The organism is Micromonospora sp. ATLC16 (genome assembly GCF_057196645.1).
In genome coordinates, this window is sequence record NZ_JBXUOW010000028.1 from 49993 (window position 1) to 72467 (window position 22475).

The window sequence follows — 22475 nt, forward strand, 5'->3', positions numbered from 1 at the left end:
CCCCGACCGGGCCCACGCCGTCACGGCGGGTCGACCGGTTCCCGGGACAGCAGCGCCCGGACCACTTCGGCCGGGGACTCCTCGGCCATGAGATGGCCGCAGGTGACCGTCTCGTGCACCAGGTCCGGTGCCCATCCGCGCCACAACCCGGCGGCGTCATACCCGAGAGCGGCACTCCGGTCCTGCTGGAGCACGGTAACCGGCATCCGCAGCCGGTTACCGCGTACGACCGGGCCACCGACGGCGACGTGCACGGCCGCGCTTGGCGACCCTGACCGCGCCCGGGTCCACCACGCGTCCGCTCGCGGCTGAGGGGCTCAACTTCGCCGCGCCGGGTCGTCCTCGACGGTCACGTCGACCGGCCCGACCCGAAGGATGCCGTCGGTAAACGGGGTGCAGCGGATGCCGCCCCTGCCGCGCAGGCCACGCCACGCGCCGGGGCCGATGGTCACGTCCATCCAGGCGCAGGGGTGCGCCGCCCGGTTCGCCCGCAGCCGCACCGGACCCTGACCCGAGTCGAGCACCAGCACCGAACCGACCAGGTCGTCCACGGCGATGCCCCGGGTCAGGATGTTGCGCCGGACCTGAGCCAGGCCGGTCCCGGCCGGCAGCGACTCGGCCGCGATGACGGTGACACTCGCCTGCCGATGCGCGGCCTTGCCGAAGTACCGGTCCCCCACGATGCCCAGCTCGGCCCGGACCTGGATCTCGTCCACCAGCTCGCCGGCAGCCGCCGGCCCCGGCCCGTCCGCCGGCCGACCGACGAACCGGTGCACGGGCGAGGCCAGCAGCTGGACGATCTCCGGCATGCCCCGACCCTATGCCTTGCTCGGCAGGGCGTACCCGATGGCCAGCCCCATCAGCGTGAACTGGCCTGCTCGGCCCGGGCGAGGATCATGATGTCTCCTTGGCATCGGCGGATGCGAGCAGCGCCCGGATGGCCTCCGGGTACGGACCAGCCGTACCAGCCGCCGCGTCGGGCGGATTCCCCGGTCACTTGCCCGTACGCCCGCGCGTTGGTCTGCGGACCGAGCGAGCGGTCCGCAGACCAACGGGATTGCGGTCAGCTTGCGCAGGTCAACGTGATCCCCTGCGGCACCGTGCTGGCCGAGGCGAGCAGCCCGAACGTGGTGGTGCCGCCCGGCGCGACGGTGCCGTTGTACGGGGCGTTGCGGACAGTGACGTCAGCGGCCGAACTGTCGGGCACGCCACCCCAGACCGACTGGATCCGCTCGTCACCGGACCACCGCCACCGGACGAGCCAACCGTCCAGCGGTTCGCTGCCGGTGTTGCGTACGGTGACCGTGGCGACGAAGCCACTGCCCCACCGGGCGTCGATAGTGGCCGTCGCGCCGCAGCGGGACAACGCTTCCGTTCGCGCCGGCCCACCGATCACATACGGATCACGCCGGGCCTCGACGTCGCTGAACCGGAACCAGTACTCGGTGTCGGGGGTCAGCCCGTCGAGCGTCACCTGCCCGTTGCGCTCCAGCCCGGTGACCGCCTCGGCTACCGGATTCCGCCAGTTCGCCGCGTCGTCACGGCTGGTGTAGAGCAGGACTGTCATCGGCAGGTCATAGCCGCAGGGTGGGCCACTGAACAGCAGGGAATAGCTGATCGTGACGGTGGTGGCGGTGACTCCGGTGATCATGCCGCTGATCGGCAGTGCCGGCGGGCACGTCACCGTCGGGGTAGGTGTCGGGGTCGGGCTCAGGCTCGGTGTCGGACTCGGGCTCGGGGTCCACAGGGGAGCCGGGGTCTGGGCGGCCGGAGTGTCGGCGGCGCCGGCCGCCGTCACCCCGGCGACAGCGGCCAGGGTCACTGCGGTCAGCACCACGCCGAACGTACGAAGCATCCGTTACCTCCAGGAGACGGTGACCGGCGGGTCGGCTGAGTCAGCCGACGGCCGGTAGGTTGTCGGGCACCGGCCAACGGACCGCTGAAGGCGTCGACAGCAGACGTCACGGTGGCGGTACGCGCACGAGAGGGCTGCCCGGGGACGCGGGGCATCCACGGCCCGCCCACGCCCGTCGCGTGACCGCATCGGCTCCCCGGACGCGGTCGATGAGCCCGAGTCTCCCAGTCGACGTCCCTCGATACAACCGCCGCCGTGCGATGGGTCCGGACACCCGAGCCCGGCTTGTCGCATCAGGTCTGCGCCCGCGCCGCAGGTCAGCCCATCGACTTGGTGCCGTCGATGGGCTCGCGGATGATGTCGGCGTGCCCGGCGTGCTGGGCTGTCTCCGCGATGATGTGCAGCAGCACCCGACGGGCAGGGGCGCAAGATCTTCGAGTACCTCGACTTCGCCACCGTGCAGGGCTACGACTTCCACGGCACCTGGGAAGCGGTTACCAATCAGCAGTCGGCGCTGCGCGTACCCAAGGGTGCGCCGGACGACCCGGACTTCTCGGTCGAGGTGGCGATCGACGGCTGGATCGCCCGAGGGGCACCCCGGCACAAGCTGGTCCTCGGCATCCCCTACTACGGCCAGGGTTGGACCGGCGTCACCGGCGGTGGCAACAGGTTGTTCCAGCCGGCCACCGGGCCCGCGCCGGCCACCCACGCCGCCGGCTTCGAGGACTACAAGCAGCTCAAGAACCTGGCCCGGGACGGCTTCACCGTCCACCGCGACCTGCGCGCCGGGCACGCCTGGCTGTTCGACGGCACGACCTTCTGGACGTACGACGATCCGGTGGTGGTGCTGCAGAAGACGCTCTATATCCGCCGGGCCGGCCTGGGCAGGGGCGATGATCTGGTCACTCGACGGCGACGACGCTCGCGGCGAACGCCGCGGGCCTGGCCAGCCGGGATGCGCGGGTGGCCGCCGAGACGAGCATGGCGAGGCCGGACCACTCGTCTGTCCCGACCCGTCGCGTGATCCCCACTCTAGGTCGGGCCGTGGCGAGCCCACCTGTGCCGAAAGTAATGCCGGCAGGTGATGACTTCGGAACACGACACCGGCCGGACGGGATCGGACAGCCGGATGCCGGGCCGGTCGGTCAGGACGGCTCGGCGGTGAGCAGGTAGTCGTCCGCCTCGGTGCTCCACCGCAGGTCCACGGCCCCTTCCGTGGCGGCGGCCTTGCAGAACTGCAGAAAGCCCCGATAGCCCAGCTTCTTCTCGCTGAAGTCCGGCCGCACCCGCCGAAGCTGGTTCTTCAGGCCGGACAGTGCCACCTCCCCGGTCTCCCCACCGAGATCACGGACGACGGAGCTGAGCAGCGCGAACGCCGTCTCCCGGTCGCCGTGTTCCGGCAGGGAGACCTCCGGGTCGCCCTTGGCCGGGCCTTCCGCCAGCTCGATCACCCGCAGTTCGGCGAGGTGGCGCAGCAGCTCGCCGAAGGTGCGGAACCCGTGGTCGGACTCGCTGAAGGTGGGATCCTTCCGCAACAGTGTCCGCTTCAACCGCGAGGCGGTCACCTCACCGCCGGAGCTGCCCTGCAGACCCGCGACGGTCTGCGCGACGAGGACGGCGAGCGCGTTGGCGTCGCGTACCGGCTCCTCGGTCGGTGTCGCCTCGATCTCCACCTGCTCGACGGGCTGCGGCTCCGGCTCGGGCAGCCGGGCCGGACGGCCCCGTCGCCCCCGCGTCGGCAGGATGTCGACACCCTCCAACCGGTCGTAGTAGAGGAACTCGTCGCAGGCCGGTGGCAGCAGGGCCGAGGTGGACTTCTCCACCCCCACACCGATCACCTGCTTGTTGAGTTCGCGGAGCTTGTGCACCAGCGGCGTGAAGTCGCTGTCGCCGGTGCACAGGACGAAGGTCGAGATGTACCCGCGTTCGAGGGCCAGCTCGATCGCGTCGACGGCCATCTTGATGTCGGCGGCGTTCTTGCGGGTGGCACCCATCCGCTGCGGAATCTCGATCAGCTCGACGTGCGAGCGGGTCAACATCCGCCGGTCCTCGTCGAAGTACGACCAGTCGGCGTACGCCCGACGCACCACCACCCGGCCGCGCTCGGCCAGCGCGTCGGCGATCGGCCGGAAGTCGAACATTGCCCCGCCGTGATGGTCGCGCACCCCCAGGGCCAGGTTCTCGTAGTCCAGAAACAGGGCGATCCGGTCCTCATGCTCCACCCGGGCAGCGTACGTCGTGCGGCCGGGACCGGGCCGGCAGCCGGTGGCACCGCGCCGCAACGGGAGCGTCGCGGGCAACGGCTACCATCGCCCGATGGATCTTCGCGGCACGATCAGCCCGGACCGTCCGCTGCTCGTCCTGGCCATCGCCGAGGAGGCCGCGTACCTCGACGCGAAGTTTCCGGTGCTGCTGACCGGAATGGGAAAGATCAACGCGGCGGTCGCCGTGGCGGCGACGCTGGCCCGCTTCCCGCTGCCGTCGGTGCTTGTCAACCTCGGTACCGCCGGCGCCCTGCACCCGGGTTGGACCGGCACCCACGAGGTCGGCAGCGTCCTCCAGCACGACCTGGACACCGAGTTCATCCGCCGGCTCACCGGTCAGACCGTCGGCGCGCCGCTGGCCCTGGGCGACGGCCCGACGCTGGCCACCGGCGACCGGTTCATCGCCGACGACGAGGCCCGCGCGGCCCTGAGCCGCCGCGCCCACCTGGTCGACATGGAGGGGTACGCGGTGGCGTCGACGGCGCACGCCCTCGGGGTACCGGTACGCGTGGTGAAGCAGGTGAGCGACGAGGCCGGCGACGGGGCTGAGCGCAGCTGGCAGGAGTCGGTGGACGGCTGCGCCAGCGTCCTCGCCGGTTGGGTGCGGGACAACCTCTGACAGTCGTGCCCCGAGCGTCCACCGCGCCTGTTCTGCGGTGAGCGGGACGTTTGGCGCAGCGAGGCGCGGGTAGCCGCGCTACTGCGGCTACGGATTGGAACGGGGCATGGAGCTGTCGGCACGCGCGACGATCATCATGCGGAGTGGCATCCGAGGGGTCATCGCCGCGATGGCGATGTCCGGGCTACGCCAGGCCACCACCTCCCTGAATCTCGTGCAGAGTTCGCCACCGAAGTCGGTGATGGAGAAGCTGGTGCCCGGACTGCTCGACCGGTTGTCCGGCGATCAGCACCCGGCGGCTCTGGCGGTGGCGCACTGGAGCTACGGGCTCGGTGCCGGGCTGGCCTTCGGCGCGCTACCCAAACGCCTACGTCATCGGATCTGGGTCGGCCCGCTCTACGGCATGACGCTGCTGCTCAGCTTCCACACCACCATCGCGCCGGCCCTCGGCATCGACCGACGGTTGGCCGACTGGCACGAACAGTTGGCTCTGGTCGCCGACCATCTGCTGTACGGCATCGTGGTGGCGGGCTTCCCGATGCCGCACCGGGACTGACAGTCACCTGTCCGCACCTGCGGCACCGCGCACCCGCCGCGCCCGAGCCTGCCGACGCGCCACGTGCCACGTCGGCAGGCTCGCACCGGGTCAGGCGCCGCCGGCCAGGTCCCGCCTGCGGAAGGCGACCATGGCAACCTGAGCGAGGGCAGCCGCGAGCACGGTCAGCACCACCACCGCGACCACGTTGACGTCCTCCAGCGGGTACTCCCCCACGTGCTCGAAGGGCGACAACCGCAGCACACCCTCGGGTAGTTCCAGAGTCGGCGCGAAGTAGCCGGCGATCAACCCGTAGCCGAGCACCACCCAGATCACCGGCAGCATCCTCGGTGCAGCCGCGTAGAGCAGGGCGGCTAACGCGAGGACCAGCCAGACCGCCGGGGTGTGCGCGAGGTGGCCGACCAGCAGGTCACCGAGCAGACCCGCGTCGCCGGTGCTAGCCGCCGCGCCGACCCCCATGCCTCCGCCGGCGACCAGCAGCAGCCACGGTACGCCGAGCGCCACGACGGCGATGTGACTGCCGAGCCAGGCGGTCCGGCTCACCGATGTCGCCAACACCGGCTCGGCCCGTCCCTCGGTCTCCTCGGCGCGCAGCGACTGCACGGCGAGCACCGCGTAGACCCCGACGACGAGTGCCATGGTCAGGCCCATCATGCCGAGGTAGCCGGCGAGCAGGTCACCAGAACCACCACCCATGACCTCCACCAGGTCCTCGGGTGCGTCCTCGAAGCCGTCCAGCAGAGGCTGGGTGAAGGAGCCGTAGGCCACGCCGGCGGTCAACAGCGCCACGCTCCAGCCGATCAGGCTCGCCCGGTGCAGCCGGAACGCGAACGCGAACGGGCCGGCCAGCCAGCTCGCGGCCCGTGGCGAACCCGGTCGGGGCGGCACCAGGCCGGCGCCGAAGTCGCGTCGCGCCGACAGGACGTAGCCGGCGGCGGCGGTCGCCGCCGCGAAGGCCAGCGAGACGGCCAACGGCCACCAGCGGTCGTGGACGTACGGGGCGGTCTGCTGGGACCAGCCGATCGGCGACAGCCACGACAGCCAGGACGGTCCGCTGCCCTGCACCGCCGCCATGTCACCGAGGCCGCGCAACACGAACGCGGCCCCGAGCGCCGCCCCGGCCATGCCGGAGGCGGCCCGCGGGTACTCCGACAACTGGACGGTGACCGCGGCGATGCCGGCGAAGGCCAGGGCCACCGCACCGACGGAAGCGCCGAACAGCAGGGAGCCACCCGGGTCGAAGCCCCGGCTGGTCAGCATCGCACCGATCAGCAGGGCGACCAGCGCCGCCATCACGGCGGTGAGGGTCAGCGCGGCGGTCAGTTGGGCGTGCCGACCTACCACGTTGGCGCGGACCAGCTCGGCCCGCCCGGTCCGCTCCTCGGTCCGGGTGTGCCGGACCACGGTGAGCAGGCCCATCAGACCTGCGCCGATCAGCACGTAGAGGCCGTACTGGCCAGCGAGGAAACGTTCGATGGTCAGGTCGTCGAAACCGAGGCCGGGTCCACCGAAGAGGGCACCGGCGGGACTGCTGGTGAACGCGGTCAGCCCCGCCAGATCCTCCGGAGTCTGCGCGATGGTGTCCAGCGCGGCGGCGAAGTAGGTCATCAGCAGCGGCAGACCGAGCGTCCAGGCGGGCAGCCGGATCCGGTCGCGGCGCAGCATGAACCTCAGCAGGCTGCCGGTTCCGGTGACGGCGGTGCCCGTACCGGTACCGGCCGGCGCCGCGCGGTCGAGCGTCGTCGCGGTCATCACGCCACCTTCCCGGCACCACCGTGGACGAGCTGGTCGCCGTAGTGACGCAGCAGGAGTTGCTCCAGTGTCGGCGGCCGGACGGTCAGTCCCTGCACACCGAGGTCACCGAGTTCGCGTACCACGACGGCGAGTTGGTCGCCGTCGACCTCGAAGCGGACCTGGCCGTCGTCGGTGCGCAGGCCGTGCACGCCGGCCAGGTTGGCCAGGCCGTCGGCCGGCCGGTCGGTGACCGCCTCGACCGAGGTACGGGTGAGGTGGCGCAGTTCGGTGAGCGAGCCGGTCTCGACGATCTTTCCCTGCCGGATGATCGAGATCTGGTCGGCGAGCACCTCGACCTGGGCGAGAATGTGGCTGGACAGCAGCGCGGTGCGTCCGGCGTCCTTGACCTCGCGGATGCACTCCTGGAACACCGCCTCCATCAGCGGGTCCAGCCCGGCGGTCGGCTCGTCGAGCAGGAGCAGCTCGACGTCGCTGGCCAGTGCCGCGATCAATGCCACCTTCTGCCGGTTGCCCTTGGAGTAGGTGCGGCCCTTCTTGCTCGGGTCCAGGTCGAAGCGCTGGCACAGCTCGTCCCGGTGGACCGGGTCGGTGCCGCCGCGTAGCCGGGCGAACAGGTCGATCGCCTCGCCGCCGGTCAGGTTGGGCCACAGCTCCACGTCGCCGGGCACGTAGGCGAGCCGTCGGTGCAGGGCGACCGCGTCGGCCCAGGGGTCGCCGCCGAGCAGCCGGGCCTGGCCGCCGTCGGCGCGCAGCAGCCCGAGCAGGATCCGGATGGTGGTGGACTTACCGGCGCCGTTGGGGCCGAGGAAGCCGTGCACGGTGCCGGGGTCGACGCGCAGGTCGAGCCCGTCAAGTGCCTTGACCCGGCCGAAGGACTTGTCGAGGTGGTGGATGTCGATGGCAGCAGTCATTGTCGTTGACCTCATTCGAGGTAGTCCCGGGCGTACCGGGGTGCGATGTGGTCGATCAACGGATCCGGGGCAGCGTCGCGCGGAGTCCGGTGTGGTTCCGCGGTGGTGCGCGGATGAGTGGGCCACGCCGCGGCGTGGTGGCGGTTCAGCTCGCCGTACCGTCCTGGTCGGCAGCGTTCGATGCGGCCGACGGCGGATCCGGCACGTACATCAGGTATTCGTCGAGCATCGACCGGTCGACGAGCAGCCCTTCGGTGAACAGCTCCAGCGCCGGCAGCGCCAGTTCGTCCATGTACTGGCGGAACAGGGCGGGAAACTTCTCGGGCTCCGCGTCGGCACCGTGCAGGGTGAACCAGAGCAGCATGCTGCCGGTCGCCTGGTAGGCCAGGTAGCGGGTGCGGGCGGCCCGATCCCGGCTGGGCCGCACCACCCCGGCCGCCTCCCCCGCCGACAGGTACGCCTCGGCGTCGCTGATCATGTGCTCGATCAGCTGGGCGGCCAACTTCCCGCCGGCCTGCATGCTGCGCAGCAGGTACTGCACCATCGGCGCGAACTGCTCGACCTGGGCCATCTGCGCGAGCAGCATCGTCCCGGTGCCGTCGGTGAGCGCCTTCTCCTTCTCCCGGCGCATGATCTCCAGCACCCACTCGTCGCAGGCGTGACGGAGCCCGTCCTTCGAGCCGAAGTGGTGCACGATCAGACCGGCGGTCACTCCGGCGTCCGCGGCGATGGTGCGTAGCCCGACCCGGAAGCCGTCGCGGGCGAAACGAGCGATGGCGGCGTCACGGATGCGGCTCGCGGTGGCCAACTCGCCGCCGCGCTCCTCCGAAGCTCCGCCCAGGGACGTCACGACACCAGATTAAACGCTTGTTCAATCGCCCGGCAAGCCCCTGCGTCCGCATTCCTGCGAGCCGCCTGAGAATGACCTGATGACCTCGCTCACCATCCGCGAACGCCAGCCGGCCGACCTGCCCGACTGCGTCGACCTGCTGGCCGAGGTGCACCGCGACGGTGCTCTGGTGGGGCACCTTGCTGTTCGTCGCACCCACCTTCCGCCGCCGTCGGGTCGGTGCCGAACCGGTGACGCACCCGCCGAGCCCCGAACCCCGGCGGGTGCGTCACCGGTCAGGACCGGATTCGACCCCGCACCCGGAGGTACAGCAGCGCCGCCCCGGTCACCGCCACCGGCCAGAGCAGGTAGACACCGGTCATTACCAGGAGGAACAGCACCACGCCGATGGTCGCGGCGGCGGCGTACCAGGCGGCGCTGCGGCGAGGCAGCAGCCGCAACGCCGCCGCGACACCGATCACGTAGACGGTGATGAAGGAACTGGTCGTCAGCAGCACCAGCGAGTGGGTGCCGAGACCGGTGAGCAGTACCCCGCCCAACGCGAGGAACGCCAGGGTGGCGGTGACGACGAGGCTGCGGCGGGGTACCTCGCCGGCCACACTGCCCCGGGCGAGCCAGTCGGGCAACGCCCCGTCGCGGCCGAGCGCCGCACCGAGCTTCGCCGCACCGGCGTAGTAGGCGTTCATCGCACCGAAGGTCAGCAGCAACGCAGCCCCGGCAACCAACCAGCGGGCGTCGCCGCCGAGCGCGACCGCGAACAACTCGCCAAGCGGCGCCGCGGACCCCGCCGCCGCCGTGCCGAGCACGGCGACGGTCGCGAAGGCCACCGCCAGATACAGCGCACCGACCACGACGACCGCCGCGGCGGTGGCCCGGGGCAGGTCCCGCTCCGGACGGCGGAACTCGCCGGTCAGATGGGTGATCGCCTCCCAGCCGACGAAGCTCCACATCAGCAGCGCCGCCGCGGGGCCGACGGCTGGCAGGCCGTGCGGGGCAAAGGGCGTGAGGTTCGCGGCGTCCGCATGCGGCAGCGACAACAGCACCGCCAGCAGCAGGAACGCGACCAGCGCTGCGGCGAGCGCAAGCTGCACCCGCCCAGCGAGCTGGACACCAGCATGGTTGGTGGCGGTGACCGCGACCATCAACAGCGCCGCCGTGACCGCGATGGTCAGCGTACCGCCGCCGACCGCCGCCTCGACGTAGGCGGCGCCGAACAGCGCCGCCGCGGATGCGCCCGGCGGCACCGCAAAGTAGAAACACCACCCGACGACGGCCGCCGCCCGCGGTCCGAAAGCCATCCGGGCGTACGTCGACACGCCACCGGCGTCCGGGTGACGGGAACCGAGTGCGGCAAACGTAGCCGCCAGTGGAGCGGAAACGATCACGAGCAGCAGCCAGGCGAGCAGCGAGGCGGGGCCGGCCGCCTCGGCCGCCAGCGCAGGCAGCGCGATCACGCCGGTACCCAGTACGGCACCGACGTAGAGAGCGGTGCCCTGGGCGGCGGTCAGCCGACCGCCGGTCACCGGCGTGGCACGGGTCTGCGTCATGTGATCACCGTCGTCCAGGCCGGCCGACCGGGACAGCAGGATTGACGCCGAAGTGCGTTAGATTCCTGCCATGCGTCCGCACGTCGTCGCGGTGGCGGTGACCGACAACCTGCCGATCTTCGAGCTGGCTGTTCCGCAGGAGGTGTTCGGCACCGACCGACGGGACATCGTCGACCCGTGGTACGAGATGCGCCTGTGCGCGGCCGAGCCGGGCCCGCTGCGTACCACGGGGGGCTCGTGGCTCGACCCCGCGTACGGCCTGGACGGTCTGGTCGAGGCCGACACCGTGCTGGTGCCCGGCTGCGCCCGGCCGATCCAGACCAGTCCCCCGGCAGAGCTGATCGAGGCGCTACGCATCGCGTACGCGCGGGGTAGCCGCATCGTCGGCATCTGCACCGGCGCGTACCCGATCGCCGCAGCCGGCCTGCTCGACGGTCGCCGCGCCACCACGCACTGGATGAACGCGCAGGACTTCGCCGGCCGGTTCCCGCTGGTCGACCTCGACCCCCGGGTGCTGTACGTGGCGGAGGACAACATCTTCACCTCGGCCGGCACGGCCGCCGCCATCGATCTGTGCCTGCACCTGGTGCGGCTGGACCACGGTGCGGCGGTGGCAGCCGAGGTGGCCCGGCGGATGGTGGTGGCGCCGCAGCGGGGCGCCGACCACACCCAGTATCCGGCGCCGCCGGTGCGGGGAGTTTCCCCGGCCGACCTGAGCCCGGTGCTGGAGTGGGCCCGGCAACGCCTCGACCGGCCGCTGTCGGTCAACGACCTGGCCCGCGCGGCCAACCTGAGCCCGCGCACCCTGGCCCGCCGGTTCCGCGACTCGCTCGGTACCACGCCCTTGCAGTGGCTGTTGGAGCAGCGGGTCCGGCGGGCACAGGAGTTGCTGGAGACCACCGAGGATCCGATCGAGCGGATCGCGCACCGTACCGGCTTCGGCAGCGGCGCCAACCTGCGCCAGCACTTCGGCCGGATCAGCGGGATGACCCCGCAGACCTACCGGCACGTCTTCCGGTACCGGGCCGGCGCGACGGCGTCTCCGTTCGACGGCAGTGACCAGCCGGCGGCGGGCCTGGGCGCCGGTGCGGGGGTTGGCCCCGCACCCGGTCAGACGGCGCGAGCGATGCAGATCCGGGCGTCCAGCCGGGGTCCGGCCTCGTAGATCATGTACGAGACGCCGCCGTCGGTGCCGAAGGCCGGCGCGGCGACTCGACCGTTGTCCGAGGCGATCGGGGCGTGGAAGACCCCGAGGTGCAGCTCCCGGTCGAAGTTGTTGCCGACCTCGGTGAGCCGGATCCGTCCGTCGTTGCCGTGGTAGGCGACGTAGCTGGTGCCGTTGCGTTCGAGCAGGTGCGGGCTGGAGATGTCCGTCAACCCGTCACCGGCCGGCGAGATCAGCGGGTTCGGGGCGAACTGCCACTGGTCCCAGCCGTTCGGTGACCAACCCCAGAAGATCTTGCGGGTGCCGGGGCCGACGGTGTGCGCACCCATGAAGAGCATGACGTACTTGTTGTTCTTTCCGGCGACGGAGTGTTCGAAGACCCGGGCGTACGAGGTCTCGGTGGTGTTCGGCACCAGCCGGGTGCTCAGGATCGGCGTCTCGTTGGTGAAGGTGATGCCGTCGCGGGAGCGGGCCACCCGGGTGGTGAAGTTCTCCCCGTGGAAGTAGAGGAAGAACTCCCTGGTGGAGGCGTTCCACACCACGTGCGGTGAGGAGACGTGGCTGACCGTGGTGGTGGGCAGCACCCGGTCGACGATCGGGTTACCGGGGTGCTCGGTGTAGGGGCCTTCGAGCCGGTCGGCGTAGGCCAGGCAGATGCCGCCCGGCGCGTCGTGCGGGGCGTAGTAGAGGTAGTACCGCCCCCGAGCACCGGAGATCTTGTCGTAGACCCCGCGTACGCAGGGGAAGATCATCTCACCGGTGGGGTTGTACCGCAGCGGCCCGGCGAACGCGTCGCGGACGTACCGGTAGTTGGGGAAGCCGGCCGGGCCGGCGAGGGCGGGACCGGCGGCCAGGGTGCCGCCGAGGGCCGTGCCGGCGGCGGTGGCGGTGCCGATCAGGGCCGCGCCGCGCAGCAGGCCACGGCGGGTCACCGAGGCGGGTTCCGGTAGGGATCGGTCGGTCATGCGGATCTCCGATCGTGAGTGGGACGCTCGTCGATGGCGGAGCAGGGGACGGTGGTGGGGCCGGCGCTGCCGGCTGGGACGTGGCTGGCCGATGGTGGCAGGGGTGGGCGGCGGTCGCCGCACCGATTGCCGGTGACCGTGCGTGAGATCGGGCTCCATGAGGGAGCAAACCTTGTGATCGATGAGTCTGCGGTCGGCGACGAGCCCGGGTCAAGGCGCTAATACGAATTATCACGCCGATTATTCGGAGAGATTTTCCGGCGATGGGGGTTGACGGCGGGCGGTGGCGGGTCGCAGGATTTCACACCAGCGTAGCTAATGCGTATTAGCGCAGAAACGATTGGACACGGAAAGTGACCGGATCGCGTAGGCGGGTGACCCAACAGGACATCGCCCGGATGACCGGCGTCAGCCAGGCGACGGTCTCGCTGGTGCTCAACGGCCGCGACGACGGCAGCGTCCGGATCGCCCCGGAGACGCGGGAACGGGTGCTGGGCGCCATCCGGTCCACCGGATACGTCGCCGACCCGGTGGCCCGGCGGCTCGCCGCCCGGCTCAACCGGATCCTCGGCGTCTTCACCTACGAGCCGGTCTTCCCGGCCGGCACCGGTGACTTCTACCATCCGTTCCTGGTCGGTATCGAGGAGTCCGCCGAGCGCCTCGGGTGCGACCTGCTGCTGCTCACCAGCGCCCCGGTCACCGACGGCCGGCGGCGAATCTTCCACGACGACAACCGGCTGCGGCTGGCCGACGGCTGCGTCCTACTCGGTCGCTCACTGGACCGCGACGAGCTGGGCCGGCTGGTCGCCGAGGGGCATCCGTTCGTCTCCGTCGGTCGACGCGACGACGCGGGTGGACCGGTGCCGTACGTCGGCGCGGACTACGCCACCGCCACCGCCGATGTGCTCCGGCGTGCCCTCGACGTCGGTCACACCAGGCTGGCGTACCTCGGCCAGGGCACCGGCCCGGAGTCACACACCGACCGGTTCGCCGGATACCGGGCCACCCTCGACGCGGCCGGGCTGCCGGCCCGGCACGAACCCACCGACCGTTCCCCCACCGACCTGCTCGACGCGCTGCTGCACGCCGGGGTCACCGCCGTGGTGGTCGAGGAGTACGCCGACGGTGTCGCCCTGGCCACCGTCGCCGCCGAGCGCGGCCTGACCGTGCCCGCCGACCTGTCCATCCTGGCCCTGGGCGACCCGACCCGGCCGACGACCAGCGACCGGGAGTTCACCGGCTTCCGGATCCCCCGCCGCGAGATGGGGTGGCAGGCCGTCGAGGTGCTCACCGGACTGCTCGCCGCGACGCCCGGCACCGTGACCCAGCGGCTGCTGCCGTGCCAACCGGTCGACGGCGTAACCCTCCTGCCACCCCGACCCTGACCCGCCCACCCCGGTCGCCACGCCGCCGTCGGCGACCCTGGACCGTTCCATGAGAGGACCGACCGTGCCCGAGATGCAGGCCGAAGTACTTGTCGTCGGCGGAGGGCTCGGCGGCGTCGCCGCCGCCCTGGCCGCGCTGCGCGCCGGCCGCAGCGTGCTGCTGACCGAGGAGTACGACTGGCTCGGCGGGCAACTCACCAGCCAGGCCGTACCGCCCGACGAGCACTCCTGGGTGGAGCGCTTCGGCGTCACCGCCAGCTACCGGGCACTGCGTGACGGCATCCGGGAGCACTACCGGCGCTGGTATCCGCTCACCGACCGGGCTCGGCGCACCACCGCGCTCAATCCGGGCGCCGGACACGTCAGTCGACTCTGCCACGAACCCCGGGTCGCGGTGGCGGTGCTGGAGGCCATGCTGGGGCCGTACCGGGGATCCGGGCGGCTGCGGGTGCTCCAGCCGTACCGGCCGGTGGCCGCCGACACCGACGGCGACCGGGTCACCGGGGTCACCGTGGCGCACCGGCACACCGGGGAGCGGCTGTACCTGACCGCGCCGTACGTGTTGGACGCCACCGAGACCGGCGAGTTGCTGCCACTGACCGGCACCGAATACGTCACCGGCTTCGAGTCCCGCGCCGACACCGGTGAGCCGAGCGCCCCGGAGCAGGCGCAGCCGACGAACATGCAGGCGGTGTCGGTGTGCTTCGCGGTCGACCACGTCGACGGCGACCACACCATCGACAAGCCGGCGGCGTACGACTTCTGGCGGGCGTACCGGCCGCCGTTCTGGGGCGACCGGATGCTGTCGTTCCGCTCCCCCAACCCGCGCACCCTGGCGATCTCCGAACGCAGCTTCACCCCGAATCCGGACGACGATCCCTGGCTGGTCCAGGCCGACCAGCGGGTCAACCCCGGCGACGGGAACCTGTGGACGTTCCGCCGGATCGCCGCCCGGCGCAACTTCGTCCCCGGCGCGTACGACAGCGACATCTGCCTGGTCAACTGGCCGATGCTCGACTACTTCGAGCAGCCGGTCATCGACGTAGCCGATCCGGACGCGCAAATCGCGGCGGCCCGGGAGCTGTCCCTGTCGGTGCTCTACTGGCTCCAGACCGAGGCGCCCCGCGCCGACGGCGGCACCGGCTTCCCCAGCCTGCGGCTGCGCGGCGACGTCACCGGCACCGGCACCGCCGCCACCGGCGGCGACGTCACCCACAGCGGCCTGGCCCAGGCGCCCTACATCCGGGAGTCGCGCCGCATCCGCGCCGAGTACACCGTCGTCGAGCAGGACCTCTCCCTGGAGATCCGGGGCGACAAGGGCGCGGTCAGCTACGCCGACTCGGTCGGGGTCGGCATGTACCGCATCGACCTGCACCCCTCCACCGGCGGCGACAACTACGTCGACGTGGCCTCCTGCCCCTTCGAGATCCCGCTCGGCGCCCTGATCCCCCGCCGGGTGGAGAACCTGCTGCCCGCCGGCAAGAACATCGGCACCACACACATCACCAACGGCTCCTACCGCCTGCACCCCGTCGAGTGGAACGTCGGCGAGGTCGCCGGTCTGCTCGCGGACTTCTGCCTGGCCCGGCGGGTCACCCCCCGCGCGGTGCGCTACACCCCCGGCCTGCTGGCCGACTTCCAGAACCGCCTCGCCGACTCCGGTGTCGAGCTGCGCTGGCCCGACATCGCCGGCTACTGAGGAAGGACATAACCTGATGAGGAACCGGTTGACGGCCGTCGTCGCGCTCACCGCGCTGCTCGGCCTGACCGCCTGCGGCGGCGGCTCCGCCGAGTCCGACGGCCCGGTCACCCTGCGGATGACCACCTGGTCGGCGAACGAGGCCCACCTGAAGCTGTTCAACGAGATCGCCGCCGAGTACACCGCGACGAACCCGGACGTCGCCGGAGTCACCTTCGACCCGATCCCGTTCGAGAGCTACACCACCACCCTGACCACCCAGATCGCCGGCGGCAATCCGCCCGACCTGGCCTGGGTGCTGGAGAACTCCGCGCCCGACTTCGTCACCTCCGGCGCGCTGGTGCCGCTGGACGACACCCTCAAGGGCACCGAGGGGTACGGCTTCGACGAACTCGCCCCGGCCGCGACGAAGCTGTGGCAGGCCGACGGCAAGCTGTACGCGTACCCCTTCTCCACCTCGCCGTTCGGGGTGTTCGTCAACACCGACCTGGTGAAGTCCTCCGGCGCGCGCAGCCCGGCCGACCTGATCGCCGCCGGCCAGTGGACCTGGCAGAACGCGCTGGACACGGCGAAGGCGGTGCAGGCGGAGACCGGTAAGGCGGGCCTGGTGGTTCGGGACTTCGACTACAAGGGTTGGGACTTCCTGTCCACCGTGTGGACCGGTTGGGGCGCGCAGGCGTGGAGCGAGGACGGCCGCACCTGCGGTTTCAACTCCGCCGAGATGGTCGAGGCGATGACCGTCCTGCACCGGGGGATCTTCGACGACAAGGCGCTACCGGGCCCGGGTACCACCGCCGACTTCTTCGCCGGTGACGCCGGCATGACCATCACCCAGATCTCCCGCGCGTCGCTGCTGGAGGGCCAGAAGTTCGACTGGGACCTGGTGCCGCTGCCCGCCGGCCCGAAGGGTGAGTACGCGGTGATCGGTCAGGGCGGCATGGGGGTGTTCAAGCAGGGCCGCAACGCCGAGGCCGCCGCCGACTTCCTGGCCTACCTGACCAACCCGGCCAACTCGGCGAAGCTGGCGCAGTTCTTCCCGCCGCCGCGTACCTCACTGCTCACCGCCGAGACCCTCGCCAAGACCAACCCGCTGCTGAGCCCGGAGCAGTTGCAGGAGGTGGTGATCGACGGAATCGCCGATGGGGTGGTCAAGCCCAGCCACACCGGCCAGGCCGAGCTGAACCAGGCGGTCCGGGCCGCGCTGGACCCGATGTGGCGGCCGGACGCCGACGTTCGGGGCGTACTCGACGGCGTCTGCACCGCGATCAACCCGTTGCTGGCGAAGTAGGGACGAGCCATGTCGGTCCTGACCAGGGACAGCGTGGGGCGGGCCGGTCACCGGTCCGCCCCCGGCGGGGCAATCCCGCACCGGCGGCGTGGCTGGTGGACGGCCCGCCGCCGCGACCAGCTCGCCGGGCTGCTCTTCGTCGCGCCGCAGCTCGCCGGCTCGGTGCTGTTCGTGCTGATCCCGCTCGGGCTGGTCTTCTGGTACAGCCTGCACGAGTGGAACGTGCTCGCCGGCACCTTCGAGTTCGTCGGCGCGGGCAACTACCAGGCCATGGCCGACGACCCGAACCTGCCGTCGGTGCTGCGGGTCACCGCGCTGTTCTCGGTCGGCCTGGTGATCTTCAACCTCAGTCTGGCCCTGCTGCTCGCGGTGCTACTCAACCAGCGGTTACGCGGCACCGTCGTGTTCCGGACGTTGTTCTTCTCCCCGGTGGTCGTCTCGCTGGTCGCCTGGACGATCGTGTGGGGGTTCCTGCTCCAGGACAACGGCGGCGTCAACGGGACGTTGGGCATGGCCGGTGTGGACGGACCGAACTGGCTGCGCGGCGACTGGACGGCACTGCTGTCGGTGATCGTGGTGCAGGTGGTCAAGAACGTCGGCCTGAACATGGTGCTGTTCCTGGCCGCCCTGCAGGGCGTGCCGGCGGAGCTGTACGAGGCGGCCCGGGTCGAGGGCGCCAACGCCTGGACCCGGTTCCGGCGGATCACCGTGCCGCTGATCAGCCCGACCATCCTGCTCACCTCGATCATCACGGTGGTCGGGTCGTTGCAGGTGTTCGCCCAGATCGCCGTGCTCACCCAGGGCGGGCCGGGCACCTCGACCACGGTGCTCGTCTACTACCTGTACCAGCGGGCGTTCCAGTTCCACCAGTTCGGATACGGGGCCACGCTGTCGGTGCTGCTCTTCCTGATCGTGCTGGTGCTCACCGTCGTGCAGTGGCGGATGCGCAGGAAGTGGGTCTTCCATGAACAGTAGGCTCTCCGTACGGGCCAGGGTCGCGCTCTACGGCGTGCTCTGTCTGCTGGCCCTGCCGTTCGTCTTCCCCACCTGGTGGATGGTCACCTCGTCGGTGAAACCGGTAGGCGACATCTTCGCCTTCCCACCGTCGCTGATCCCGACCGAGGCCAGCCTCTCCGCGTACCGCCGGGTCTTCGAGCTGCAACCGTTCGCGCAGCAGTACCTCAACAGCGGATACATCGCGGCGGTGGTCACGGTCGGCACCCTGGCTGTCTCGTCGCTGGCCGGGTACGCCTTCGCCCGGATCCGCTTTCCGGGTCAGCAGGTGCTGTTCGTGGTGGTGCTGGTCGGGCTGCTCATCCCCAGCGAGGTGACGATCGTCCCGCTGTTCCGCATGTTCAACTCGTGGGGCATGGTGGACACCCACTGGCCGCTGATCCTGGTGCCGATCCTCGGCGCGCCGAGCGTGCTGGCCACCTTCATCATGCGGCAGTTCTTCATCACCCTCCCCGCCGAGTTGGAGGAGGCGGCGCGGGTGGACGGGCTGGGCCGCTTCGCCACCTTCTGGCGGATCGCGTTGCCGCTGGCCCGTCCGGCGCTCGGCGCGGTGGCGATCTTCACCTTCCTGCACAGCTGGAACCTGTACCTGGAGCCGATCGTCTTCCTCTCCACACCGGAGAAGTTCACCCTGCCGCAGGCGCTGACCCAGTTCGTCGACGCCTACGGCGGGCCGATGTGGGACGTGCAGCTGTCGGCGGCTTCGATGACCGCCATCCCCATCCTGGTGATCTTCGTGATCGCGCAGCGGCAGTTCATCGAGGGCCTGGCCCACACCGGCCTGAAGGGCTGAGGGGCCGGTCGCACATCGCGGACCTCGGATGCGCCGGGCCCCGGGCGATCGTTGCTGATCGCCCGGGGCCCGTCGTGGGATGTCGGATCAGGCGAGGTCGAACCGGTCCAGTTCCATCACCTTGGTCCAAGCGGCCACGAAGTCGGCCACGAACTTGCCGCGGGCGTCGTCGCTGGCGTAGACCTCGGCGAGCGCTCGGAGCTGGGAGTTCGAGCCGAAGATGAGGTCGACCGCGGTGGCGGTCCACGTCACCTGGTCGGTGGTCACGTCACGGATCTCGTACACGTGCTCGTCGGACTCCGACGCCTTCCAGCGGGTGCCCGGGGCGAGCAGGTTGCGGAAGAAGTCGTTGGTGAGCACACCGGGCCGGTCGGTGAGCACGCCGGGCTGGCTGCCACCGACGTTGGCACCGAGGGAACGCAGGCCGCCGATCAGCACGGTCATCTCGGGCGCGGTCAGGTTCAGCATGTACGCCCGGTCGATCAGCAGCACCTCCGGCTGGGTCTTCTCGCCAGCCCGCAGGTAGTTGCGGAACCCGTCGGCACGCGGCTCCATGACCCGGAACGCCTCGACGTCGGTCTGCTCCTGGCTGGCGTCGGTGCGGCCCGGATGGAACGGGACGGTGATCTCGACACCGGCGTCCCGGGCCGCCTTCTCCACCGCGGCCGAACCGGCCAGCACGATCAGGTCAGCGAGGGAGATCCTGGCCCCGCCCGCCGAGTTGAACTCCTGCTGGATGCCCTCCAGGGTGCTCAGCACCGTCGCGAGCTGCTCCGGCTGGTTGACCTCCCAGTTGCGCTGCGGTTCGAGGCGGATGCGGGCGCCGTTGGCGCCGCCGCGCTTGTCGGTGTACCGGAAGCTCGCGGCCGAGGCCCAGGCGGTGCTGACCAGCTGGGCGGTGGTCAGGCCGGACTCCAGGACCTTCGCCTTCAGCGCCGCGATGTCGGCGTCACCGACCAGCTCGTGGTCGACGGCCGGCACCGGGTCCTGCCACAGCTGGGGCTCCGGCACCCACGGCCCCAGGAAGCGGCTGACCGGACCCATGTCGCGGTGCAGCAGCTTGAACCACGCCTTGGCGAAGGCCAGCGCGAACTCGTCCGGGTTCTCCAGGAACCGGCGGGAGATCTTCTCGTACGCCGGGTCGACGCGCAGCGACAGGTCGGTCGTGAGCATCGTCGGCTTGTGCTTCTTCGACGGGTCGTGGGCGTCCGGGATGATTGCCTCGGCGTCCTTGGCGACCCACTGCTTGGCACCGCCGGGGCTGGTGGTCAGTTCCCACCCGTGGCCGAAGAGGATCTCGAAGAAGCGGTTGCTCCACTGCGTCGGCCGGTCGGTCCAGGTGACCTCGAGACCGCTGGTGATGGTGTCGGCGCCCTTGCCGCTGCCGTACGTGCTCAGCCAGCCCAGGCCCTGCGTCTCCAGCGGCGCACCCTCGGGCTCCGGGCCCACGTGGTTGTCGGCGACACCGGCGCCGTGGGTCTTGCCGAAGGTGTGGCCACCGGCGATCAGCGCGACGGTCTCCTCGTCGTTCATCGCCATCCGGGCGAAGGTCTCCCGGATGTAGTGCGCCGCCGCGAGCGGGTCCGCGTTGCCGCGCGGGCCCTCGGGGTTGACGTAGATCAGGCCCATCTCGGTCGCGCCGACGCCCTGCGCCATCTCCTTCTCGGAGACGTAGCGCTCGTCACCCAGCCAGGTGTCCTCCGGACCCCAGAAGATCTCCTCGGGCTCCCAGACGTCCTCCCGGCCGAAGCCGAATCCGAAGGTCTTGAAGCCCATCGACTCCAGGGCCACGTTGCCGGCCAGCACGAGCAGGTCGGCCCAGGAGATCTGCTGGCCGTACTTCTGCTTCACCGGCCACAGCAGGCGGCGCGCCTTGTCCAGGTTGGCGTTGTCCGGCCAGCTGTTGAGCGGGGCGAAGCGTTGCCCGCCGTCACCGGCGCCACCGCGCCCGTCCTCGATGCGGTAGGTGCCCGCGGCGTGCCAGCTCATCCGGATCATGAGGCCGCCGTAGTGGCCGAAGTCGGCCGGCCACCAGTCCTGCGAGGTGGTGAGAACCTCGGTGATGTCCCGCTTGAGCGCCTCGACGTCGAGCTTGGCGAACTCCTTGGCGTAGCTGAAGTCCTCCCCCAGCGGGTTGCCCTTCGACGAGTGGGCGTGCAGCACCGAGAGGTCGAGCTGGTTGGGCCACCAGTCCCGGTTCGTATGCGGACGACCGCCGGTCTTCGGGGTCGGCGAGTCGATCGCCGGATTCTCGCTCTCGCTGCCGTGGGCGGTCACGGAGTCGTGCGCGACCGGGCAGCCGGCCGCCGCCTTGGCGTCCACGCCCTGGGCGCTGGACGGGGCGTCGTGCTCTGCGTTGCTCAATGTGCTTCCTTCCGACCTGGCGGTTCACTTGTGGTGCGTGCGGTCGCGCATTCAGGGCAGGTGCCCCAGTAGACGACCTCCGCCTCGTCGACCACGAACCCGTGGTCGACGGAGGCGGTCAGACAGGGGGCGTAGCCGACGGCGCAGTTCACGTCGGCGATCGCACCGCAGGAGCGGCACACGACATGATGGTGGTTGTCCCCGACCCGGGACTCGTAGCGGGCGGTCGCCCCGGTGGGCTGGATGCGCCGCACCAGACCGGCGTCGGTGAGCGCCCGCAGCACATCGTAGATCGCCTGGTGGGACACGGTGGGATGGTCGGCACGGACCAGCCGGATCACCGTGTCGGTGTCGACGTGCGGGTGGTCGCGCAGCGCCGCGAGCACCGCCAACCGGGGCCGGGTCACGCGCAACGAGACCGCCCGCAGCTGCGCCTCGAAGTCGGCCGTCATGCCGACGAACCTACTCGACTCTTCTGGAATCAATCAAGTTTTCGACTGATCAGGCGTTCGTGTCGTCGGTTTCCCCACCCTGGTCGGCGGCCGTCGGCGTGACGGAGGTCACCGAGGCTGCGACCGGCGTCTGTTCGGGCGTCGGCGCTGCGGTTTCGGCAGGTTCCGTGGTCGGCGCCGAAGTCGGTTCGGGCGGCGCCGACGAGCTGGGTGGGCGCGAGGTCGCCGACGGACTCGACGTCGCCGACGGGTCGGACGTGGGGCTGATCGTCGCCGACGGGCTCGGGGAGGCCGACGGGCTCGGGGAGATCGACGGATCGGATGTGGTCGGTGTCGAGCTGGTCGGCGTGCCCGATGGTGTCGCCGATGGTGCGTCCGACGGCCGGACATCGGGTTGACCCGATCCGCCCCCGCCGCCGTCCGGAGACCGGTTGCCCCCGTTCGGCGAACCTGACCCCCCTCGGGGGGACCCCTTCTTCGACTCCGCCGGCTTCTTCGACGCCGCCGGCTCCGTCGACGCCGCCGGCTCGGCCGACGTGGAGGCCAGGACCGCTGTCCGTACGTGCGTGCCGGCGTGCTCGCAGGCGACACCCGCCAGACTGAACCGTTCCGGCGTCTCGTGCCCACCGGACTCGACCCGGCCGTGCAGGGTTGCCGTGACGCCCGTGCCCGATTCCGACGGCTCGGCCAGCCGTAGGGTGACCCGCTGCTCGTCGTGCGTCCAGGCAGCGCCCCGCACGTCGAGGAGGTGCTGACTGGCCGGCAGGGTGAAGGTCAGCGCCCGTTGCCCGGCCGCGGGTCGCCCGCTCCCCGTCACACTGATCTGCGCCTGGAAGTGACCATCGGCCGCCTGCTCTGCCCGGTACCGCACCGTACAGTCGGCCCTGGCGGCCGGCGGGTCGGCCGAGCCTTCCTCGGCGGTGAGCAGTCCCGGCAGGATCCCGGCCAGCGCGGCCGCCGCCGCGGCAGGGGCGGCGAACAGCAGCCCGCGGC

20 protein-coding genes and 3 pseudogenes are annotated in these 22475 nt (G+C 71.0%); 10 read left to right on the forward strand and 13 right to left on the reverse strand.

Annotated elements, in window-relative coordinates; translation table 11 throughout:
* Positions 1-20: 20 nt before the first annotated feature.
* The 4 genes and pseudogenes from AC2CHE_RS14270 to AC2CHE_RS14285 all read right to left on the reverse strand — a co-directional run.
* Positions 21-254 (reverse strand): hypothetical protein, encoded by a 234-nt coding sequence (locus AC2CHE_RS14270; protein ID WP_484505381.1) that lies wholly within the window; start codon positions 252-254, stop codon positions 21-23.
* Between the two features lie 63 nt (positions 255-317).
* Positions 318-809 carry a molybdenum cofactor biosysynthesis protein gene (locus AC2CHE_RS14275; RefSeq protein ID WP_484505382.1) on the reverse strand — a complete coding sequence of 164 codons (492 nt, stop codon included), beginning with the start codon at positions 807-809 and terminating at the stop codon, positions 318-320.
* Between the two features lie 254 nt (positions 810-1063).
* Entirely contained in the window at positions 1064-1855 is a 792-nt protein-coding gene (locus AC2CHE_RS14280) for a cellulose binding domain-containing protein (RefSeq protein WP_484505383.1), read from the reverse strand.
* A gap of 317 nt (positions 1856-2172) precedes the next feature.
* Positions 2173-2274 (reverse strand): annotated as a pseudogene (locus AC2CHE_RS14285) (mycothiol transferase); the annotation flags it as partial.
* Between the two features lie 38 nt (positions 2275-2312).
* Between AC2CHE_RS14285 and AC2CHE_RS14290 the strand changes: the two are divergent.
* Positions 2313-2879, forward strand: a complete 567-nt coding sequence (locus AC2CHE_RS14290; protein ID WP_484505384.1) for a glycosyl hydrolase family 18 protein — start codon at positions 2313-2315, stop codon at positions 2877-2879.
* 121 nt (positions 2880-3000) lie between these two features.
* Here AC2CHE_RS14290 and AC2CHE_RS14295 read toward each other — a convergent pair whose 3' ends face one another.
* Positions 3001-4077, reverse strand: coding sequence for an NYN domain-containing protein (locus AC2CHE_RS14295; RefSeq protein WP_484505385.1), 1077 nt, complete (start codon positions 4075-4077; stop codon positions 3001-3003).
* A 94-nt stretch (positions 4078-4171) separates the two neighbouring features.
* Here AC2CHE_RS14295 and AC2CHE_RS14300 point away from each other — a divergent pair, with 94 nt between their 5' ends.
* Positions 4172-4738 carry a nucleosidase gene (locus tag AC2CHE_RS14300; protein ID WP_484505386.1) on the forward strand — a complete coding sequence of 189 codons (567 nt, stop codon included), beginning with the start codon at positions 4172-4174 and terminating at the stop codon, positions 4736-4738.
* 106 nt (positions 4739-4844) lie between these two features.
* Positions 4845-5294 carry a hypothetical protein gene (locus AC2CHE_RS14305; RefSeq protein ID WP_484505387.1) on the forward strand — a complete coding sequence of 150 codons (450 nt, stop codon included), beginning with the start codon at positions 4845-4847 and terminating at the stop codon, positions 5292-5294.
* Between the two features lie 90 nt (positions 5295-5384).
* On the opposite strand, the gene AC2CHE_RS14310 is transcribed toward AC2CHE_RS14305, so the two are convergent.
* The 5 genes and pseudogenes from AC2CHE_RS14310 to AC2CHE_RS14330 form a co-directional block, all read right to left on the reverse strand.
* Positions 5385-7046 (reverse strand): ABC transporter permease, encoded by a 1662-nt coding sequence (locus AC2CHE_RS14310; RefSeq protein ID WP_484505388.1) that lies wholly within the window; start codon positions 7044-7046, stop codon positions 5385-5387.
* Positions 7046-7960 carry an ABC transporter ATP-binding protein gene (locus AC2CHE_RS14315; protein ID WP_484505389.1) on the reverse strand — a complete coding sequence of 305 codons (915 nt, stop codon included), beginning with the start codon at positions 7958-7960 and terminating at the stop codon, positions 7046-7048. The genes AC2CHE_RS14310 and AC2CHE_RS14315 overlap by 1 nt, the downstream gene beginning before the upstream one ends.
* A gap of 145 nt (positions 7961-8105) precedes the next feature.
* Positions 8106-8591: a hypothetical protein gene (locus AC2CHE_RS14320; RefSeq protein ID WP_484505399.1), complete on the reverse strand. Its 486-nt coding sequence runs from the start codon at positions 8589-8591 to the stop codon at positions 8106-8108.
* A 33-nt stretch (positions 8592-8624) separates the two neighbouring features.
* Positions 8625-8810: pseudogene (locus AC2CHE_RS14325) on the reverse strand (TetR/AcrR family transcriptional regulator); the annotation flags it as partial.
* Positions 8811-9085: 275 nt separating this feature from the next.
* A complete protein-coding gene (locus tag AC2CHE_RS14330; RefSeq protein ID WP_484505390.1) occupies positions 9086-10357 on the reverse strand; it encodes an APC family permease in 1272 nt (423 codons plus the stop codon).
* 70 nt (positions 10358-10427) lie between these two features.
* Between AC2CHE_RS14330 and AC2CHE_RS14335 the strand changes: the two are divergent.
* Positions 10428-11450, forward strand: a pseudogene (locus AC2CHE_RS14335) (GlxA family transcriptional regulator); the annotation flags it as partial.
* Between the two features lie 17 nt (positions 11451-11467).
* On the opposite strand, the gene AC2CHE_RS14340 reads toward AC2CHE_RS14335, so the two are convergent.
* Entirely contained in the window at positions 11468-12487 is a 1020-nt protein-coding gene (locus AC2CHE_RS14340) for a hypothetical protein (RefSeq protein WP_484505391.1), read from the reverse strand.
* 374 nt (positions 12488-12861) lie between these two features.
* Between AC2CHE_RS14340 and AC2CHE_RS14345 the strand changes: the two genes are divergently transcribed.
* The 5 genes from AC2CHE_RS14345 to AC2CHE_RS14365 all read left to right on the forward strand — a co-directional run bounded on the left by AC2CHE_RS14345 (position 12862) and on the right by AC2CHE_RS14365 (position 18666).
* Positions 12862-13872, forward strand: coding sequence for a LacI family DNA-binding transcriptional regulator (locus AC2CHE_RS14345; protein ID WP_484505392.1), 1011 nt, complete (start codon positions 12862-12864; stop codon positions 13870-13872).
* Positions 13873-13945: 73 nt separating this feature from the next.
* Positions 13946-15571 carry an FAD-dependent oxidoreductase gene (locus tag AC2CHE_RS14350; protein WP_484505400.1) on the forward strand — a complete coding sequence of 542 codons (1626 nt, stop codon included), beginning with the start codon at positions 13946-13948 and terminating at the stop codon, positions 15569-15571.
* Positions 15572-15587: 16 nt separating this feature from the next.
* Positions 15588-16859 carry an ABC transporter substrate-binding protein gene (locus AC2CHE_RS14355; RefSeq protein ID WP_484505393.1) on the forward strand — a complete coding sequence of 424 codons (1272 nt, stop codon included), beginning with the start codon at positions 15588-15590 and terminating at the stop codon, positions 16857-16859.
* 9 nt (positions 16860-16868) lie between these two features.
* Positions 16869-17834, forward strand: coding sequence for a carbohydrate ABC transporter permease (locus AC2CHE_RS14360; protein WP_484505394.1), 966 nt, complete (start codon positions 16869-16871; stop codon positions 17832-17834).
* A complete protein-coding gene (locus AC2CHE_RS14365) occupies positions 17824-18666 on the forward strand; it encodes a carbohydrate ABC transporter permease (protein ID WP_484505395.1) in 843 nt (280 codons plus the stop codon). Before AC2CHE_RS14360 ends, AC2CHE_RS14365 begins: the two co-directional genes overlap by 11 nt.
* Before the next feature lie 87 nt (positions 18667-18753).
* On the opposite strand, the gene katG is transcribed toward AC2CHE_RS14365, so the two are convergent.
* On the reverse strand, positions 18754-21030 hold the full coding sequence (gene katG, locus AC2CHE_RS14370) for a catalase/peroxidase HPI (protein WP_484505396.1): 2277 nt from the start codon (positions 21028-21030) through the stop codon (positions 18754-18756).
* Complete coding sequence (locus AC2CHE_RS14375) at positions 21027-21482, reverse strand: Fur family transcriptional regulator (protein ID WP_484505397.1); 456 nt, start codon at positions 21480-21482, stop codon at positions 21027-21029. The genes katG and AC2CHE_RS14375 overlap by 4 nt, the downstream gene beginning before the upstream one ends.
* 59 nt (positions 21483-21541) lie before the next feature.
* Between AC2CHE_RS14375 and AC2CHE_RS14380 the strand changes: the two genes are divergently transcribed.
* A complete protein-coding gene (locus tag AC2CHE_RS14380; protein ID WP_484505398.1) occupies positions 21542-21880 on the forward strand; it encodes a hypothetical protein in 339 nt (112 codons plus the stop codon).
* Positions 21881-22475 lie beyond the last annotated feature (595 nt).